Annotated in this window: 10 protein-coding genes; 4 read left to right on the top strand and 6 right to left on the bottom strand. The window is 71.4% G+C overall.

Annotated elements, in window-relative coordinates; genetic code table 11:
- Positions 1 to 44 precede the first annotated feature (44 nt).
- From glpD to QRY02_RS11325, 3 genes are read right to left on the bottom strand one after another with little or no spacing between them, the layout of a single operon-like run.
- Complete coding sequence (glpD, locus tag QRY02_RS11335) at positions 45 to 1,748, bottom strand: glycerol-3-phosphate dehydrogenase (protein WP_285991476.1); 1,704 nt, start codon at positions 1,746 to 1,748, stop codon at positions 45 to 47.
- 2 nt (positions 1,749 to 1,750) lie between these two features.
- On the bottom strand, positions 1,751 to 3,265 hold the full coding sequence (glpK, locus tag QRY02_RS11330; protein ID WP_285991475.1) for a glycerol kinase GlpK: 1,515 nt from the start codon (positions 3,263 to 3,265) through the stop codon (positions 1,751 to 1,753).
- A gap of 14 nt (positions 3,266 to 3,279) precedes the next feature.
- Positions 3,280 to 4,101 carry an MIP/aquaporin family protein gene (locus QRY02_RS11325; protein ID WP_285991474.1) on the bottom strand — a complete coding sequence of 274 codons (822 nt, stop codon included), beginning with the start codon at positions 4,099 to 4,101 and terminating at the stop codon, positions 3,280 to 3,282.
- Positions 4,102 to 4,254: 153 nt separating this feature from the next.
- Between QRY02_RS11325 and QRY02_RS11320 the strand changes: the two genes are divergently transcribed.
- The 3 genes from QRY02_RS11320 to QRY02_RS11310 all read left to right on the top strand — a co-directional run bounded on the left by QRY02_RS11320 (position 4,255) and on the right by QRY02_RS11310 (position 8,286).
- Complete coding sequence (locus tag QRY02_RS11320) at positions 4,255 to 5,007, top strand: IclR family transcriptional regulator (protein WP_285991473.1); 753 nt, start codon at positions 4,255 to 4,257, stop codon at positions 5,005 to 5,007.
- Between the two features lie 10 nt (positions 5,008 to 5,017).
- Positions 5,018 to 6,967, top strand: coding sequence for a glycerol kinase GlpK (gene glpK, locus QRY02_RS11315; RefSeq protein WP_285991472.1), 1,950 nt, complete (start codon positions 5,018 to 5,020; stop codon positions 6,965 to 6,967).
- 95 nt (positions 6,968 to 7,062) lie between these two features.
- On the top strand, positions 7,063 to 8,286 hold the full coding sequence (locus QRY02_RS11310; RefSeq protein ID WP_285991471.1) for a cytochrome P450: 1,224 nt from the start codon (positions 7,063 to 7,065) through the stop codon (positions 8,284 to 8,286).
- Between the two features lie 445 nt (positions 8,287 to 8,731).
- On the opposite strand, the gene QRY02_RS11305 is transcribed toward QRY02_RS11310, so the two are convergent.
- A complete protein-coding gene (locus tag QRY02_RS11305; protein ID WP_285991470.1) occupies positions 8,732 to 9,142 on the bottom strand; it encodes a VOC family protein in 411 nt (136 codons plus the stop codon).
- A gap of 247 nt (positions 9,143 to 9,389) precedes the next feature.
- Positions 9,390 to 10,223 (bottom strand): substrate-binding domain-containing protein, encoded by an 834-nt coding sequence (locus tag QRY02_RS11300; RefSeq protein WP_285991469.1) that lies wholly within the window; start codon positions 10,221 to 10,223, stop codon positions 9,390 to 9,392.
- Positions 10,224 to 10,472: 249 nt separating this feature from the next.
- Between QRY02_RS11300 and QRY02_RS11295 the strand changes: the two genes are divergently transcribed.
- Positions 10,473 to 11,918, top strand: a complete 1,446-nt coding sequence (locus QRY02_RS11295) for a DUF1996 domain-containing protein (protein WP_285993817.1) — start codon at positions 10,473 to 10,475, stop codon at positions 11,916 to 11,918.
- A 43-nt stretch (positions 11,919 to 11,961) separates the two neighbouring features.
- On the opposite strand, the gene QRY02_RS11290 is transcribed toward QRY02_RS11295, so the two are convergent.
- Positions 11,962 to 14,001, bottom strand: coding sequence for a glycoside hydrolase family 2 protein (locus tag QRY02_RS11290; RefSeq protein ID WP_285991468.1), 2,040 nt, complete (start codon positions 13,999 to 14,001; stop codon positions 11,962 to 11,964).
- Positions 14,002 to 14,049 lie beyond the last annotated feature (48 nt).

Genomic DNA, 14,049 nt, shown 5'->3' with positions numbered 1-14,049 from the left:
TTCAGGTCGGTTCGAGGTGTCCACGCGCGACGGCGGCAACCGGTTTAGCCCGGCAGCAGCGCCGGGGCCGCGAGGCGGGTGGCGTTCGCCGCCGCGTCGTCCGGGGCTTCCTGGGCCGAGCGCTCCGCCTCCACCCGGGCCAGGTAATTCGCCACCTCGCGGTCGGTCCGGTGCGAATCCCAGCCCAGCAGCGGGGCCATCAGACCGGCCACGACGGGCGCCGCCGCCACGCCGCGGTCGCGCTCCTCGATCGAGATGCGCGTCCGCCGCGTGAGGACGTCCTCCAGGTGCAACGCACCCTCGTGGGAGACCGCGTAGACGGCCTCCACGCGGAGGTACTCGGAGGTCTCCGTGATCGGGTCCCCGAGCGACGGCTGCTCCTCGATCAACTCCAGGAGGTTCCAGATCCGCGTGCCGTACCGCTGCAGCAGGTGCTCGACGCGGGTCAGCGGCAGCCCCGAGTTCGCGGCCACGCCGAATCGGTCTGCCCACAGCTCGTGGTAGCCCTCGGCACCGGCGATCGGGAGCCGGTCGGTCCACGACGGCGGCGCCGGTCGGCCGATCTCCTCGACCGCGACGTCGACCGCGTCCGCGGCCATCACCCGGTACGTCGTGTACTTGCCACCGGCCACGATGACCAGGCCCGGCACCGGGTGCGCCACCGCGTGTTCCCGCGACAGCTTCGTCGTCGCGGCCGCCTTCGCCGCCAGCAGCGGGCGGAGGCCCGCGTACACGCCCTCGATGTCGTCGTGCGTCACGGGGGTACGCAGGACGGCGTTGAGGTGTTCGAGCACGTAGTCGACGTCCGCGCGGCTCGCCGCCGGGTGCTCGCGGTCGAGGTCCCACTCGGTGTCGGTGGTGCCGACGATCCAGTGCCGTCCCCACGGGATGACGAACAGCACGCTCTTCTCGGTGCGCAGGATCAGCCCGGTGTCCAGGTCGATCTTCTCGCGCGGCACCACGAGGTGGATGCCCTTCGACGCACGGACGGTGAACGGCGCGGGGATCCCGGCCGCCTCCGCCATGTCGTCGCTCCAGACACCGGTGGCCGCCACCACCGTGCGGGCGCGGATCTCGAACTCGATCCCGCTCTCCCGGTCCACGACCTTCGCCCCGACGACTCGCTCGCCCTCGCGCAGCAGCGAAGTGACGCGAACCCGCGTCAGGACCGAAGCGCCCTGCTCGGCGGCGGTCCGGGCGATCGTCATCGTGTGGCGGGCGTCGTCGACCTGGGCGTCGTAGTACTGGATCGCCCCGATCAGCGCGTCGTCCGCGAGCGCCGGAGCCACCTTGAAGGCGCCCCGCTTGGACAGGTGCCGGTGCCGCGGCAGCGCGCGAGCGCCGCCGAGGGTGTCGTACAGCGTGACGCCGGCACCGATGTAGCCGCGTTCCCACACCCGGTGCTGCAGCGGGACCAGGAACTTCACCGGCCGCACCAGGTGCGGGGCCAGCGTCTGCAGCAGCAGCCCGCGCTCCTTGAGCGCTTCGCGCACCAGCTTGAAGTCCAGCTGCTCCAGGTAGCGCAGGCCGCCGTGGATCAGCTTGGACGACCGGCTGGACGTGCCCGCGGCGAAGTCCCGGGCCTCGACCAGCGCGGTCGACAGCCCGCGGGACGCGGCGTCGAGCGCGACGCCGGCCCCGGTCACTCCCCCGCCGACGACGAGCACGTCGACCTCTTCGTTCACCAGTTTCCGCAACGTTTCCGCGCGGTACTGCGGGGAAAGCGGGGTCACGGTGTTCCTCCTCATGGTCACTGCACGTCGACCCAGTCGAGCGTGCGGCCGACGGCCTTCTGCCAGCCCGCGTAGCCCTCGGCGCGCTGTTCGTCGCTCCAGGACGGCGTCCAGCGCTTGTCCTCGTTCCAGTTCTGCTCGAGCTCGTCGGTGGACTTCCAGAACCCGACCGCCAGCCCGGCCGCGTAGGCGGCGCCGAGCGCGGTGGTCTCCGCGACGACCGGCTTCGACACCGGCACGCCGAGGATGTCCGCCTGCAGCTGCATGCACAGCTCGTTGGCGGTGACGCCACCGTCCACCCGCAGCACGTCCAGCGTCACGCCGGAGTCGTTCTGCATCGCCTCGACGACGTCGCGGGTCTGGTAGCAGATCGCTTCCAGGGTCGCCCGCGCCAGGTGGGCGTTGGTGGTGGCGCGGGTGAGGCCGACGATCGCGCCGCGGGCGTCGGAGCGCCAGTACGGCGCGAACAGGCCGGAGAACGCCGGGACGAAGTAGATGCCGCCGTTGTCCTCGACCTGGCGGGCCAGGCTCTCGCTCTGGGACGCGCCGCTGATGATGCCCAGCTGGTCGCGCAGCCACTGCACCGCCGAACCGGTGACCGCGATCGAGCCTTCCAGCGCGTAGACCGGCTTGTCGTCGCCGAACTGGTAGCACAGCGTCGTGAGCAGGCCGTGCTTCGAGCGGACGAGCTCCTGGCCGGTGTTGAGCAGCAGGAAGTTGCCGGTGCCGTAGGTGTTCTTGGCCTCGCCGGGCCGGAAGCAGACCTGCCCGACGGTGGCGGCCTGCTGGTCGCCGAGGACGCCGGTGATGGCGACCTCGCCGCCGAGCGGGCCGTCCGCGCGGGTGGTGCCGAAGCCCGGGTTCGACGACGGCCGGATCGCCGGGAGCATCTGCCGCGGGACGCCGAAGAACGACAGCAGCTCGTCGTCCCAGTCGAGGGTTTCGAGGTCCATCAGCATGGTGCGCGAGGCGTTGGTCGGGTCGGTGACGTGGACGCCGCCGTCCGGGCCGCCGGTGAGGTTCCAGATGAGCCACGAGTCGGTGGTGCCGAACAGGGCGTCGCCCTTCTCGGCATCCTCGCGCACGCCTTCGACGTTCTCGAGGATCCACTGCAGCTTGCCGCCGGAGAAGTAGGTGGCGGGCGGCAGGCCGGCCTTGCGGCGGATGACGTCGCCCTTGCCCTCGCGCTCGAGTGCCGAGGCGATCCGGTCGGTGCGGGTGTCCTGCCAGACGATGGCGTTGTGGTACGGGCGGCCGGTGCGGCGGTTCCACACGACGGTGGTCTCGCGCTGGTTGGTGATGCCGAGCGCGGCCAGGTCGCCCACGGTCAGGTTCGCCTTGTTCAGCGCGGTCGCGATGACCGAGCGGGTGCGTTCCCAGATTTCGGTGGCGTCGTGCTCGACCCAGCCCGGCCGGGGCAGGATCTGCTCGTGCTCGAGCTGGTGGCGGGCGATCTCGTTGCCGCCGTGGTCGAAGATCATGAAGCGGGTGCTGGTGGTGCCCTGGTCTACGGCGCCGACGAAGTCCGGCATGGTCGTGCTCCTACTCAGTTGGCGGGCTCGAAGTCCTTGGCGGGCATGGCGTCCAGCGGGTCCCCCGCCGGGAGGAAGCGCTCGATCAGGTACTTGTAGATCGCGCCGCCGACGAGGGCACCGATGACCGGCGCCACGATCGGGATCCACCAGTACGGGAAGCCGTACTGGTCGGTGAACGCCGTGTCGTAACCGGTCAGCCAGGAGGCCAGGCGCGGGCCGAAGTCGCGGGCGGGGTTGATCGCGTACCCGGCGTTCGTGCCCCAGGCCATGCCGATCGCGACGACGAGGAAGCCGACGACGACCGGGGCCAGGTTCGCGCCCGGCGAGGTGTTGCGGAGGTCGGTGATGGCGAAGAGGACGATCAGCAGGATCGCGGTGCCGATGATCTGGTCGCGGAAGGCGCCCCAGTCACCCACCGGCAGCGTGCCGTTACCCGGAAGGGTGGAGAACACGCCCTGGGTCTTGATGGTCAGGCCCGGGTCCTTGGCGTTGAGGACCTCGGTGTAGTTCCAGCGCACCAGCATCGCGGCCACGAACGCACCGGCCGTCTGCGCCAGGGCGTAGGGAGCGACCTTGCGCCACTCGAAGCCCTTGAACACCGCGAGGGCGATGGTCACGGCCGGGTTCAGGTGCGCGCCGCTGATCCGCGAAGCGACGTAGACACCCAGCGTGACGCCGAGGCCCCAGGCCCAGGCGATGCTGTCGTGGTCCCCGATGCCCGCGGCGACGACCTGCGCCACCACCCCGCACCCGAACAGGATGAGGATCATCGTCCCCACGAACTCGGCGGCCATCTCGCCGCCGAGTCCACGGGCCTTGAGGCTTCGCACCATTGCTTTCCTCCACAAAGGACCTTGTCCCCCTACTGGTGGGTGAAAGTTAAGTTCGCGGGTCAGGCCGGTCAACGGACGGCGGTCGGCATTGTCGAACGGCCGAAGTGGATGTTCGACATTGTCGAATCGGGGCCGGTCGGTTAGGGTCGCGCCGTGCCCGGCCCGATCCAATCCATCGAACGCGCCGCCGCGATCCTGCGGTTGCTGGCGCGCGGCTCGGGGCGCCTGGGCGTCGGCGAGATCGCCGAGTCCCTCGAACTGGCGAAGGGCACCGCGCACGGGATCCTGCGCACGCTGCAGGGTGTCGGGTTCGTCGAGCAGGACCGCGACACGGGCAAGTACCAGCTCGGCGCGGCGCTGCTGCACCTGGGCACGAGCTACCTCGACGTCAACGAGCTGCGCTCCCGGGCGATCAACTGGGCCGACGCCCTGGCCTCGCGCAGCGGCGAGGCGGTCCGGATCGGCGCGCCCCTGGAAGGCCGGGTGCTGGTCGTGCACCACGTGTTCCGGCCGGACGACAGCCTGCAGACCCTCGACGTCGGCACGCTGCTGCCGCTGCACGCGACGGCGCTCGGCAAGGTCCTGCTGGCCTACGACACGACGCTCAAGGCGGACCCCGAGCCGTACACGCGCCGCACGCTGGTCACCCAGACGGCGATCAAGCGGGCGTGTGCGAAGGTACGGGAGGCGGGCTGGGCGGTGGAGAACGGCGAGATGATCTCGGGCGAGGCCGGGATCGCCGCCCCGATCCGCGGCCACGGCGGCATCGTGGTGGGCGCGATCGGCGTGTCGGGGCCGGCGGACCGGGTGTGCGAGCCGGACGGCAGCCCGAGCGCCCGCCTGCTGGGCCACGTCCGCGACGCGGCGCGCGCGGTTTCGCGGGACCTGGGTGCGTCCCGATGGTGAAGGGAGGGGCATGGTCCAGCGGTACGTGATGTCCATCGACCAGGGCACCACCTCCACCCGGTGCATCCTGTTCGACGCCCGCGGCCGGCTCGTCTCGGTCGTCCAGCGCGAACACCAGCAGCACTTCCCGCGGCCCGGCTGGGTCGAGCACGACGCGACCGAGATCTGGCGGAACGTCTCCCGGATCGTCCCGCAGGCGCTCGCCGACGCGGGCGCCACCGCCGATCAGGTCGTCGGGCTGGGGATCGCCAACCAGCGCGAGACCACCGTCCTGTGGGACCGGCGTACCGGCAACCCCGTCGGACGGGCGATCGTCTGGCAGGACACCCGCACCGACGCCATGCTCGAACAGCTCGCCCGCGAACCCGGCGCCGACCGCGTGCGGCAGCTGTGCGGCCTGCCCCTGGCCACCTACTTCTCGGCACCGCGCATCCGCTGGCTGCTCGAACGCACCCCGGGGCTGCGCGAGCGGGCCGAACGCGGGGACGTCCTCTTCGGCACCATCGAGAGCTGGCTGATCTGGAACCTCACCGGCGGCGCCGAGGGCGGCGTGCACGTCACCGACGTCACCAACGCCTCGCGCACCATGCTGATGAACCTGCGCACGCTGAACTGGGACGACGAGCTCCTGGAGTTCTTCGACGTCCCGCGCGCGATGCTGCCGGAGATCCGGTCCTCGACCGAGGTCTACGGCACCACTTCGCGAGTGGTCCCCGGCATCCGGATCGCCGCGGCGCTCGGCGACCAGCAGGCGGCGCTGTTCGGCCAGACCTGCTTCGCGCCCGGCGAGGCCAAGTGCACCTACGGCACCGGCAGCTTCCTGCTGCTCAACACCGGCCCGACGCCGGTGCTGTCCACCCACGGCATGCTCACCACCGTCGGGTTCAAGATCGGTGACGAGCCCGCGGTGTACGCCCTCGAAGGCTCGATCGCCGTCACCGGATCGCTGGTCCAGTGGTTCCGGGACGGCCTGGAGCTGATCGGCAGCGCGCCCGAGATCGAGACGCTGGCCAGGACGGTCGAGGACAACGGCGGCTGCTACATCGTGCCCGCGTTCTCCGGCCTGTTCGCGCCGCACTGGCACAGCGAGGCGCGCGGGGTGATCGCCGGGCTGACGTCGTACATCACGAAGGGCCACCTGGCGCGGGCGGTGCTGGAAGCGACCGCCTGGCAGACCCGCGAGGTCGTCGACGCGATGAACGCCGACTCCGGGCTGGCCCTGTCGACGTTGAAGGTCGACGGCGGGATGACCGCGGACAACTTGCTGATGCAGTGCATCGCCGACGTCCTCGACGTGCCGGTGGTGCGTCCGATGGTGGCGGAGACGGTCTCGCTGGGCGCGGCTTACGCGGCGGGGCTGTCCGTCGGGTACTGGCCGGACCTGGAGGGCCTGCGGCGCAACTGGCACCGGGCCGGCCAGTGGCTGCCGGCGATGGACCCGGCCCGCCGTGACTCCGAATACGCGCACTGGCGCCAGGCGGTGGAGCTGACGTTCGGCTGGATGCGCCCGGCCCCGGCCGCGGCGGCGCCGGGTTCGGACCTGGTCGAGGTCCTGCTGGCCGACCACCGCCGGTTCGAGCAGCTGCTGCGCGACCTGCGCAACACCGAAGCCGACCGGCCGGCGCTGGTGGCGGAGCTGTCGGCCCTGCTGGTCGCCCACGCGACGGCGACCGAGCGGATCGTCCGCCCGGACGCGCCGGGCGAACCGCTCGCCGACGACCTGCTCGCGGTCCTGGAGGGCGACGACTTCGAAAAGGCGTTGCCACGTCTGGAGAAAGTCGTCGACGCTCATGTGCGCGGCGAGGAACGCGGGCTGCTGAACGAACTGCGCCGGAGCATGTCCACATCGGACCGGACGGGGCTGGGCCGGGCGTTCGTCGCGGAACGCCGTCGCCAGCTCGACCTGGACTGCGGTGCGGCGGACCACATCCGCGGCCTGGGCGACCGCCTGAAGCTCTGACACTGCCATCCGGGTGAAGCCGGGCCCGAACCCTGCTCCGGCACGGGCGCCCGGAGAAGACTGCGGGCACCGTTTCGCCACTGGAGGGAGCACTCGTGTCCGCAGCCGCCGACCAGGCCTTGCTGTCCCTGTCCACCCCGGCCGGGCTCGCCGATCCGTACCCGGTCTACGCGACGCTTCGCGAAGAGACGCCGGTCTTCCGCAGCGAAGTCTTCGGCGGCTGGGTCCTCAGCCGGTTCGCCGACTGCCAGGCCGTGCTCGCCGACGGTGAGACCTTCCGGGTGCTGGACGCCCAGTGGCGCGACCGGCACACGCCGGGCTGGCGGGAGAACCCGGCCATGGTGCTGCTGGCCGACCTCCTGCCGTGGAAGAACCCGCCGGAACACACGCGCGAGCGCCGCCTGCTCGTCCGCGACTTCACCGTCCGGCGCGTCCGGGAACTGGAGCCCGCCGTCCGCCGGGCCACCGACCGGGTGCTCGACGGCTTCGCCGACGCCACGGCGGACGGGACCGCGGCGGAGTTCGTCGGCACGGTCCTCTACCCCCTCGGGATGGCCGTGATCGGCGACCTGGTCGGCGTGCCCGAAACCGACCACGACCGGCTTCGCCGCCTCACCGATCTGATCGGCAAGCAGGTCCAGCCCGCGATGCCGGTGGATCTGCGCGCGGAGGTGGACGCGGCCGCCGTCGAATTCCGCGCCTACTTCACGGAGCTGATCGCCCGGCGGCGTGCGGAACCGCGTGCCGACCTGACGTCCGCGCTGCTGGCCCGGCCCACCGCCGAGGTGGAGCTGATGTCGGAGGAGGAGGTGCTCAATTCCCTCCTCGTGTTGTTCGGCGGCGGCTACGAGACCACCGCGGGCGCGCTGGGCAACGGTGTCCACGCCCTGCTGACCCACCCGGACCAGTTCGCCCTCCTCGCCGGTGATCCGGGGCTGGCGGCCGGCGCGGCCGAGGAGATGCTGCGGTGGGACGGGGCCGCCCAGATGAGCCAGCGCGTGGCCGCCGGGCCGGCGGTGCTCGACGGCCGGGAGATCCCGGCGGACGACGTGGTCGTGCTCCTCGCCGGCGCGGCGAACCGGGATCCTGCGCGCTTCGCGGACCCGGACCGCTTCGACATCACTCGCGAAGGCGGCCGCGGGCTGTTCTTCGGCCACGGCTTGCACCTGTGCCTCGGCGCGGCCTTGGCGCGGCTCGAGATGACCGTGCTGCTCGAACAGCTGGGGAAGCGGTTTCCCACGCTGCGGATCGAAGGCGAGGTGCGGCGCCGCCCCAACCCGGCGCTGCGCGGGATGGCCGCTCTGCCGCTGACCCGGTGATCCGCGGGCCGGCGGCGATCGGCGCTGGCGCGCGTATCGAGTGGTGGTCAATCCGCGGGATCGGCCCTCGCGATGGAGGCCGACCCGGTAGGTCGTTCTCTGTGACGCGAGTGCATCTGACCGACGACGAGTGGGAGTTCATCGGGCCATCTGCCGGTCGGCGAGTACGGCCCGTACCTCGAGCACCTCCGCCGGCAGTTCGAGGGCGTGATCCGGCGGTTCAAGACCGGCGCGCAGTGCGGGAGGTGCCGCAGGAGTCCGGCGCATCGTCGACGGTCTCCAACCGCTTCCGGCAGTGGCGTGACGCCGGCGTCTTCGAGGCCTCCTGGAGCTCCGGATCGCGGAAGCTGCGAAGCGGGGTCGGACAGGCGGCCGACAGCCCACAGTTCACCCCAGTGCGGAAGCAGACCCGGGTCCGTGGGCCCGTCGGCCGCCCTGTCATGCGCTACGGACGGGCGTAAGGCCGAGTCATGACCTCCATGTTGTGACCGTCCGGGTCGTCGAAGTAGGCGCCGCGACCACCGAACAGATCGTTCACCCGGCCGGGGTCGATGTGGCGAGGGTCCGCGTAGTAGGTGACCCCGACCGCCTCCAGACGGGCGATCACGGCGTCGAACTGCTCGTCGGGCACGAGGAAGGCGTAGTGCTGCGCCTGGATCGGCTCGTCCCTCTTCTCGTAGTAGTCGAGCGTCACGCCGTTGCCGAGGTCAACCGGCAGGAACGGCCCGAACGGTGCACCGACTTCCAGGCCCAGGATCGCGGCGATGAACTCGGCGGACAGGGAACGGTCGCTCGCGTAGACAGCCGTGTGGTTCAGCTGGACGCCGGCAGGTGGGTATGGCTGGTGATAGGACATCAGTGGGGTGTCTCCGGTCTCGGGATCCGTTTGAAAGACGCCGCACGTGGGCGCCGGGAGCTAAAGACGCGGAGAAGGCGGCGGGCCTCTGGCCCGCCTCGGGCTCACGCCGAGGCCGGGAAACTCACTCGTGTATGGCCCAAGGCCGACCCGGCAGTCACGCGACCGACCTTAGTGATCACCGCAGGCGAGGGCAACATCGTTCCCCGGCCGCAGATCGAACCGCCGTCCCAGGTGATCACGCGCGCTACACGCCTTTGAGGCAGCGGCTGCTCTCCCGCACCACCAGCTCGGCCTCGACCGTTCCCCACGCCGGCACCGCCACGCCGTCGATGCGGGCCGCCAGTGTCGCCAGCGTGTGGCGGCCCGCCGCCACGTAGTCCTGGCGGACCGTGGTCAACGGCGGGGCGAAGTACGCCGCTTCGGGGACGTCGTCGAAGCCGACCACGTGGGCGTCGCGCGGGACTCGCATGCCCACCTCCGCGAACGCCGCCACCAGTCCCAGTGCCATGTGGTCGTTCGCCGAAAACACCGCGCCCACCCCGGATTCGACCGCCAGGGACTGGCCGGCGCGGAAACCCGAGCGGGCGGACCAGTCGCCGCGGACCACCGGGGGGACCTCCGCTCCGTGGCGTTCGAGCGTCTCGCGCCAGCCGCGCTCGCGGGCGCGGGCCACCGGTCCTTCCTCCGGTCCGCCGAGGTGCCAGACCGTCGGGTGGCCGAGGGCCAGGAGGTGTTCCGTGGCCTGGCGCGCCCCCGCGTACTGGTCGGTGGACGCCGCCGGCACGAGGGGGATTTCGGCGACCGGGGCCAGCTCGGCCAGGAGGTGCCCGTCGAGCACCACGATCCCGGCCACCCCCTGCAGCTGCAGGCCGGCCACCGCGGCGAGCACCGCCGCGCCGCTGTTGACCGACACGCTGAAGACGCTCAGCACGTATTCCTGCTCGCGGGCGGCGGCACGCAGGCCGTGCAACACCGGCCCCGACGCCGACGACCCGGTCGCGATCACCCCCAGCGTGCCCCGCCGCTGGAGGGGCCGCGCACGGAGCGGGCCGTCGGGACCTGCGTCGTCCACGGGCATGCGTCGATGTTAGCGATCACACCGATAGACGTGAACTTTGTTCACCTTCCATAAATAACGAAACGGTAACGGCGGAAGGGCGGCTTGAACCGGGCCCGTCCCGCGGCCGTTCCCCCCAATGCCGGAACCAGTGACACCGGGCGGGTCCCCCGATACCCGCGACCCGGTGCCACTCCCCGGGTTCCGCGCGTCTCCAGCCCGGGCACGCAGGCTTTCTTCAGCGTGCCCGGAAAACCGAACGAGGTGAACATGGCCCGGAATACTTCCCGCACCCCCGCCACGGGCAGACATCGCATCACCCGCCGCACGAAGATCGCGACCGGTGGCCTGGCGCTCGCGCTGGCCGTCGGCGGCATCGTCGTCGCGACCACCGCCGGCCGCACCGGCGAGGCCAGCGCCGACGAGGCCGACCCGTCGTTCTTCCTCGACATCGCGAAGGTCCCGTCGGGCGTCAACGTGAACAAGGCGCTGCAGCAGAAGGGCGCCCGCGGCACGTTCACCGTGGACTGCGGCCGCAACGAGAACCAGCACTTCAACCCCGACAACTTCATCGCCCAGCCGGGGATCAAGAACGGTGCCCAGCACCTGCACGACTACGTCGGCAACCTCTCCACGAACGCCGACTCGAACAACAAGAGCCTCGTGAAGGCCGGCACCACCTGCAAGAACGGCGACAAGTCGGCCTACTTCTGGCCCGTCGTCCGCATCGACACCGGCGACGCCGAGAAGAACCCGCCCGCCACCCAGCCCGACCGGGCCGGCAGCGCCAAGGACAAGGCGAGCGCCCAGGTCGACTGCCCCGACGTCGCCAGCAAGCTGCCCGACGTCCCCGACCAGGCGATGGACGAGGTCAACCGCAACCTCGACCTGCTCGACAAGCAGATCGACGAGGCCAACAAGCGGATCGCGAACGGCGATCTCAAGACGCCGCAGGACATCCAGAACGCCGTCGTCGGGCCGCTCAAGGACAAGCGCGCGGCCACCATCGACCGGATCGCCATCGCGATCGGCCGCCGGGCCGCGAAGCCGACCAACCTCGGCGGGCTCGCGCAGTGCGCGCTCAAGCAGAACGGCCAGGGCGGCATCGACAACGGCGGCCAGAACAGCAACGGCCAGCCGGCGGAACTGCCCGGCGTCAACGACAAGAACGAGGTCGGCGACAACGACGGCGAGATCCAGCGCGTCCAGTCGGCGACGATCACCTTCACCAGCGGCGGCGCGAGCAAGGTCGTCGCGATGCCGCAGTTCCTCCGGATCCTCTACGGCGACGCCAAGCAGAGCACCAACGGCCCGGCCAACGCCCGGCCCAGCTGGACCTGCACGGGCTTCGAGGACCGGCTCACCGACCACTACCCGATCTGCCCGCAGAACAGCAAGGTGGAGCGGATCCACGCCTTCCCGAACTGCTGGGACGGCAAGAACATCGACAGCGCCAACCACCGCACGCACATCGTGTTCGCCGACCAGCAGGGCAAGTGCCCGAAGGGTTTCCAGAACGTGCCGCAGCTGGTGATCAAGCTGGTCTACAACATCCCGCACGACATCCAGGTCAAGGGCCAGTACAAGGTGGACGCCTTCGCGCAGGAGAAGCACAACCCCCGCTCGGACCACGACGACTTCGCCAACGTCATGGGCCAGCGTCTGATGAACCAGGTCGTCAACTGCATCAACACCGGCAAGCGCTGCAACCAGTGACCCGCTGACCGGCCCCTTCGAGGACATTCCCCGAAGGGGCCGGTCACGGCTGCCGGGTCCAGGTGACGGTGTCCGTCCGGCCGTCCCCGAGGGAGGTCGCCCGGACGACGTTCGGCCCCGGCTGCAGGGCGACCCCGGCCCAGACGGCGATGTGACCGTCGGGCACCCGGGTGCCGACCGGGACGCCGTTGACCGAGAGGCTGACCGGCGCGGTACCGGCGTAGACCTTGACGTCGGTGGTGGCGGTGGTCCGGACGGTGTCGCGGGCGGAAGTGATGTGCACGGCCGGCCGGTCCGACCAGTTGGCCTGGTACCAGTAGAAGGCGTCCTTCCTGGTCACCCGGTCGTCGGTGACCAGCCCCTTGTCGTTGATGCCCGGGCGGTCGCCCTCGTTGCGCCCGTCCGAGGCGAAGTCGAACATCACCCAGACGAAGCTCCCCCACAGGTACGGCCGGGCCTCGATCGCCCGCCACGACGCCTCGGCGACCTCCGCCTGGTACTCCTCGGGGTGCCAGTGCCCGCCGGGGACCGGCGGGACGGGGTGCTGCTCGTGCTGCCGGACGCTCGCGCCGGCCCCGTACTCGGAGACCGAGATCCGGCGCTCCGGCTCGGCCCGGTGCAGCTCGTCCGCCCACTTCCCCAGGTTCGCGGCGCCGGGCAGGTACCAGCCGTAGTAGCGGTTGTAGCCGGTCAGGTCCGCGTGGCCAGCGAGGGCGTCGGTGTCGGACAGGCAGCAGTGCGCGTACGTCGTGAGCCGGTCCGGGTCATCGGCGCGGAAGACGTCCTGGACCGCGGCGAGCACGGCGTTGGCGGCCGGGCTGGAGGCGTACTGCTCGTTGCCGAGGCCCCACATCGCCACCGACGGGTGGTTGACGTTCTGCCGGACCAGCTCGTGCGCCTGGGCCTCGGCGTTCGCGGTGAAGGCCGGCGAATCCGTCACCCAGCCGACCAGCGGCACCTCGGTCCAGACGATCAGGCCGAGCCGGTCGGCGAGCTCGTACTCGCGCGGCGAGTGCTGGTAGTGGGCCATCCGGACGGCGTTCGCCCCCAGCTCGGCGATCAGCGCGTAGTCGGCGTCGACGTCGGCATCGGAGACCGCCGCCCCGCGGTCCGGGCGGCTGGGCAGCTGGGTGTTCACCCCGTGCAGCGGGTACGGGACGCCGTTGAGCAGGAAGCCACGCCCGGGGTCGACGGCGAAGGTGCGCAGCCCGAGCGGGACGGTCACCGCATCCCCGCCCACCTCGGCGGTGACCGAGTACAGGTAAGGATCCCGGACGCCGTTCCACCGGTGCGGACGGATCACCCGCACCGCCGAGGTCACCGGGGCCGTGCGGCCCGCGCCCACGGTGACGGTGGTGGCCGAGACCGCCACGACCCGGCGGGAAGCGTCCCGGACCACGGTCCGGACGGGGATCCGCCGCGTCACCGCGGAGTCGTTCGTGACCCGCGTCGTCACCGAGAGGTCGGCCGCCGCCGCGGTGAGCGCGTTCTGCCGCACGGTGACACCCGGCCCGCCGTAGTCGAGCGCGTCGACGTGGAACGGATCGGTGGTGATCAGCCGGACGTCGCGGTAGAGGCCACCGAACTGCGTGAAGTCGCCGTCGAGGGGGGCCACGGCCGCGTTCTTGCGGTTGTCGACCGCCACCGCGACCGGTACGAGTTCCCCGGGGCGGACAAGTCCGGTGATGTCGAACCGGAAGCCGGAGTAGCCGCCTTCGTGGCGGCCGGCGCGCCGGCCGCCGACGTAGACGTCGGTGACCAGGTTCGCGCCGTCGAACTGCAGGAACACCCGCCGGTCGCCGGCCGGGACGGCCACCCGGGTCCGGTACCACCCGACGTCACGCCGGTAGTCGCCGCCGCCGTCGGAGCCGTCGGCGGCGTTCCACGTGTGGGGCACGGAGACCGGCGTCCACGCGGAATCGTCGAAATCGGCCACCTCGGCGCCGGGAACGTCGCCGAGGTGGAATCTCCAGCCGGTGGCCAAGACGGTCCCGGTGCGGGCGCGCCCGGGTGCCGCCGCCGCGGCCGGAACGCAGAAACCGCACAGCAGCAGGGTGATCAGGGCGAAGACGAGGCGGCGCATGCCCGGGACTGTCACAGCCCGCCCGGCCACCGGTCAACGCGGTTCGAG

The sequence above is a fragment of the Amycolatopsis sp. DG1A-15b genome, from assembly GCF_030285645.1.
In the GTDB taxonomy this organism is placed as follows: domain Bacteria; phylum Actinomycetota; class Actinomycetes; order Mycobacteriales; family Pseudonocardiaceae; genus Amycolatopsis.
The sequence above is the reverse complement of the archived record's forward strand: the minus strand, read 5'-3'. Positions and strand labels throughout refer to the sequence as shown.

Coding starts and splice junctions, on each gene's coding strand:
- glpD (WP_285991476.1), bottom strand. CDS start 1,748: ATGAGGAGGAACACCGTGACCCCGCTTTCCCCGCAGTACCGCGCGGAA.
- glpK (WP_285991475.1), bottom strand. CDS start 3,265: ATGCCGGACTTCGTCGGCGCCGTAGACCAGGGCACCACCAGCACCCGC.
- QRY02_RS11325 (WP_285991474.1), bottom strand. CDS start 4,101: ATGGTGCGAAGCCTCAAGGCCCGTGGACTCGGCGGCGAGATGGCCGCC.
- QRY02_RS11290 (WP_285991468.1), bottom strand. CDS start 14,001: ATGCGCCGCCTCGTCTTCGCCCTGATCACCCTGCTGCTGTGCGGTTTC.
- glpK (WP_285991472.1), top strand. CDS start 5,018: ATGGTCCAGCGGTACGTGATGTCCATCGACCAGGGCACCACCTCCACC.
- QRY02_RS11300 (WP_285991469.1), bottom strand. CDS start 10,223: ATGCCCGTGGACGACGCAGGTCCCGACGGCCCGCTCCGTGCGCGGCCC.
- QRY02_RS11295 (WP_285993817.1), top strand. CDS start 10,473: ATGGCCCGGAATACTTCCCGCACCCCCGCCACGGGCAGACATCGCATC.
- QRY02_RS11305 (WP_285991470.1), bottom strand. CDS start 9,142: ATGTCCTATCACCAGCCATACCCACCTGCCGGCGTCCAGCTGAACCAC.